This window comes from Streptomyces sp. NPDC059832 (genome assembly GCF_042731715.1).
Taxonomy (GTDB): Bacteria; Actinomycetota; Actinomycetes; order Streptomycetales; family Streptomycetaceae; genus Streptomyces.
Map to the genome: position 1 here is coordinate 1 of NZ_JBHWIY010000093.1, position 3890 is coordinate 3890.

Annotated in this window: 1 protein-coding gene; it reads left to right on the forward strand. The window is 71.5% G+C overall.

Annotated elements, in window-relative coordinates:
• Positions 1-3890, forward strand: a 3890-nt coding sequence (locus ACFV8T_RS45315) for an amino acid adenylation domain-containing protein (protein ID WP_385339701.1), incomplete at both ends; no start/stop codon positions are given.

The window sequence follows — 3890 nt, forward strand, 5'->3', positions numbered from 1 at the left end:
CGGACCGGCGACCTGGTCCGCTGGAACCTCGAAGGCTCCCTCGAATACCTCGGCCGCGCCGACCAGCAGGTCAAGCTCCGCGGCTTCCGCATCGAACTCGGCGAGATCGAGAGCGCGTTGGCCGCTCAGGAGGCGGTGGGGCAGGCGACGGTCGTGGTCCGGGAGGACCGGCCCGGCGACAAGCGCCTCGTCGCGTACCTCGTCGCCGCCGACGGCGCCCGGATCGACACCGGGGCGGTGCGCCGCGAGATCGCCGGCACGCTGCCGGAGTACATGGTCCCGTCCGCCTTCGTGGTCCTCGACGAGATTCCGCTCACTGTCAACGGCAAGGTCGACCGACGCGCCCTGCCCGCCCCGCAGTTCGGCAACGACGCCACCGGGCGCGCACCGCGGGGGCCGGGCGAGGAGGTCCTGTGCGGTCTCTTCGCGGAGGTCCTCGGACTGCCGTCGGTCACCATCGACGACCACTTCTTCCACCTCGGCGGGCACTCCCTGCTCGCCACCCGCCTCATCAGCCGCATCCGGCAGACCTTCGGTGTCCAGATCACCGTCCGGGACCTCTTCCAGGGCCCGACGGTGGCCTCGCTGGCCGAATACGTGGAAGCGGGCGGTGACGCGGTGCAGCGGCCCGCGCTCCGGGAGGCGGTCAGGCCCGAGCGCGTGCCGCTCTCCTCGGCCCAGCAGCGCCTCTGGTTCCTGCACCACCTGGAGGGGCCCTCGGCGACGTACAACATTCCGCTGGCCCTGCGCCTCACGGGCGCACTCGACCATCAGGCCCTCCAGCTCGCGCTCACCGACCTGGTGGTGCGGCACGAGTCGCTGCGCACCCTCTTCGGAATGGCGGACGACGCCGCCTACCAGTGGCAGCTCCCGGCGGCCGAGGTCCGGGTGGAGCTGCCCGTCATCGAGACGACCGAGGCCGCACTCGAAGCGGAGCTCGGCGCACAGGCCGCCCGCAGCTTCGACCTGGAATCCGAACTGCCGGTCAGGGCAGTCCTGTTCGCACTCGGCGACCAGGAGCACGTTCTGCTGGTGGTGATGCACCACATCGCCTCCGACGGCTGGTCCACCACCCCGCTGCTGCGGGACCTGACGGCCGCCTACACGGCTCGTACGCAGGGCACCGCCCCCGCGTGGGAGCCGCTGCCGGTCCAGTACGCCGACTACACCCTCTGGCAGCAGGAACTGCTCGCGGCGGACGGGGAGCGGCAGGCGGAGTTCTGGCGCCACACACTGGACGGACTGCCCGACGAGGCCACCCTGCCGGCCGACCGTCCGCGTCCGGCGGTCGCCACCTACCGCGGCTCCACCCGTGGCGTCCACATTCCCGCGGAGCTGCACGACGCGCTGACACGGCTGGCCCGGGAGACCGGCAGCACCATGTTCATGGTGGCCCAGGCCGCCGTCGCCACCGCACTGTCCCGCTCCGGCGCGGGGGACGACATCCCGATCGGCGCCCCGATCGCGGGCCGCTCGGAGCAGTCCCTGGACGATCTGGTCGGCTTCTTCGTCAACACCCTGGTGCTGCGCACGGATCTGACCGGCGACCCGAGCTTCCGCGACCTGCTCTCCCGGGTCCGGGAGGCCGACCTGGCGGCGTGGGCCCACCAGGACCTGCCCTTCGACCGGCTGGTGGAGACCCTCAATCCCGAGCGCTCCACCGCCCGGCACCCCCTCTTCCAGGTGGTGCTCACCCTTCAGGAGGCGCTCACCCCCACCCTCGAACTCCCGGGAATCTCCGCCGAGTCGGGCTTCACGACGCTGGAGATCTCCAAGTTCGACCTGACCTTCTCCTTCCATGAACACCGCACGGCTGACGGCCGTCCGGGTGGACTGGACATCAGGGTCGAGTACGCCACCGACCTGTACGACGCCGGCACCGTCGAGGCCGTCACCGGCCGACTGGTCCGGCTGCTGGGCGACGCCGTCGAGCGCCCCGAAGTCCCCGTCGGCGAGCTGGAGTTCATCGGTCCGGACGAGCGTCACCAGCTGCTTGAGCGATGGAACGGCGCGGTCACCGGTTCCTCCGGTGCGGGCCTCGCGGAGTTGTTCGCCGCACAGGCCGCCCGTACCCCGGACGCGACAGCACTGGTCGACGGCGACCGGGAGCTGACCTACGCGGAGCTGGACGCGGAAGCCAACCGGCTGGCCCACCATCTCGTGGGCCTCGGTGTCCGGCCGGAGAGCGTCGTCGCCGTCCTGATGGAGCGGTCGGCGGACCTGCTCACCGGGCTCCTCGCAGTGGTCAAGGCCGGCGGGGTCTACGCGCCGCTCAACACCGCGGACCCCGACACCCGTCTGCTGCGGATCCTCACGGAGACCGCGGCGTCGGTCCTGCTCACCGACCAGGCGCTGGCCGATCACCCGATCGTGGCCCGGACCGCCGCCGAGACCGTCGTGCTCGACGGCAACGACGGCTTCGCCCACCTCCCGTCGACACCACCGGCGCCCCGCGCCCACCCCGACCAGTGGCTGTACGTGATGTTCACCTCGGGTTCGACGGGGGTGCCGAAGGGTGTCGCCGTCACGCATCGCAATGTGGCGGACCTCGCCGCCCAGACCATGTACGCGAACGGCAACCACACCCGGGTGCTCTTCCACTCGCCGCACACCTTCGACGCCGCGACCCACGAGATCTGGGTGCCGTGGCTGAACGGGGGAGCGGTCGTGGTGGCGCCCCCGGGCTACCTCGACCCCGGGACCCTGGGCGGGCTGCTGACGGAGCGCGGGATCAGCTCGCTCTGGCTGACGGCGGGTCTGTTCCGGGTGATGGCGGAGGAGGTTCCGGAGGCGTTCGCCGGGGTGCGTGAGGTGTGGGCGGGGGGTGATGTGGTTCCGCCGGAGGCGGTGCGCCGCGTCATGGACCGTTGCCCGGATGTCACCGTCGTGAACGGTTACGGTCCGACGGAGACGACGACCTTCGCCACCACCCACCGCATCCACCGCCCGCTGGACTACATGGGTGCGATCCCGATCGGCGAGCCCCTGGACAACCACCGGCTGTACGTGTTGGACGAGGGCCTGCGGCTGGTTCCGCCGGGCACCCCGGGCGAGCTGTACATCGCCGGCGCCGGCCTCGCCCGTGGCTACCTGGGCCGGCCGGGCATGACGGCCGATCGTTTCGTGGCCGACCCGTACGGCCCGGCCGGTACGCGGATGTACCGCACGGGCGACCTGGTCCGCTGGAACCCTGAGGGTTCCCTCGAATACCTCGGCCGCGCCGACCAGCAGGTCAAGCTCCGCGGCTTCCGCATCGAACTCGGTGAGATCGAGGCCGCGTTGGCCGCCCACGGGAGTGTGGGGCAGGCGACGGTCGTGGTCCGGGAGGACCGGCCCGGCGACAAACGCCTCGTCGCCTATCTCGTCGCCGCCGACGGCTCCCGGATCGACGTGGCCGAGCTGCGCGGTCATGTCTCGGACGCCCTGCCCGAGTACATGGTCCCGTCCGCCTTCGTCGTCCTCGACGAGATCCCGCTCACCACCAACGGCAAGGTCGACCGACGCGCCCTGCCCGCACCCCAGGTCTCCCACGCCACCAACGGTCGCGCTCCGCGCACACCACAGGAAGAGGTGCTCTGCGGTCTCTTCGCGGCCGTGCTCGGACTGCCGTCGGTCACCATCGACGACCACTTCTTCCACCGGGGCGGCCACTCGGTGCTGGGCACCCGCCTCATCAGCCGCATCCGGCGCGCGTTCGGGGTCCAGCTCGGGGTGAAGGACCTGTTCCGGAACCCGACGGTCCTCGCCCTCTCGGAGTGCGTCACCGCGGGCAGCGGCGAACTGCCCCGGCCCGCACTGATGCCCGAGGAGCGCCCGGAGATCATTCCGCTCTCGTCCGCGCAGCAGCGTCTGTGGTTCCTCGACCAGATGGAGGGCCCGTCCGCCACCTA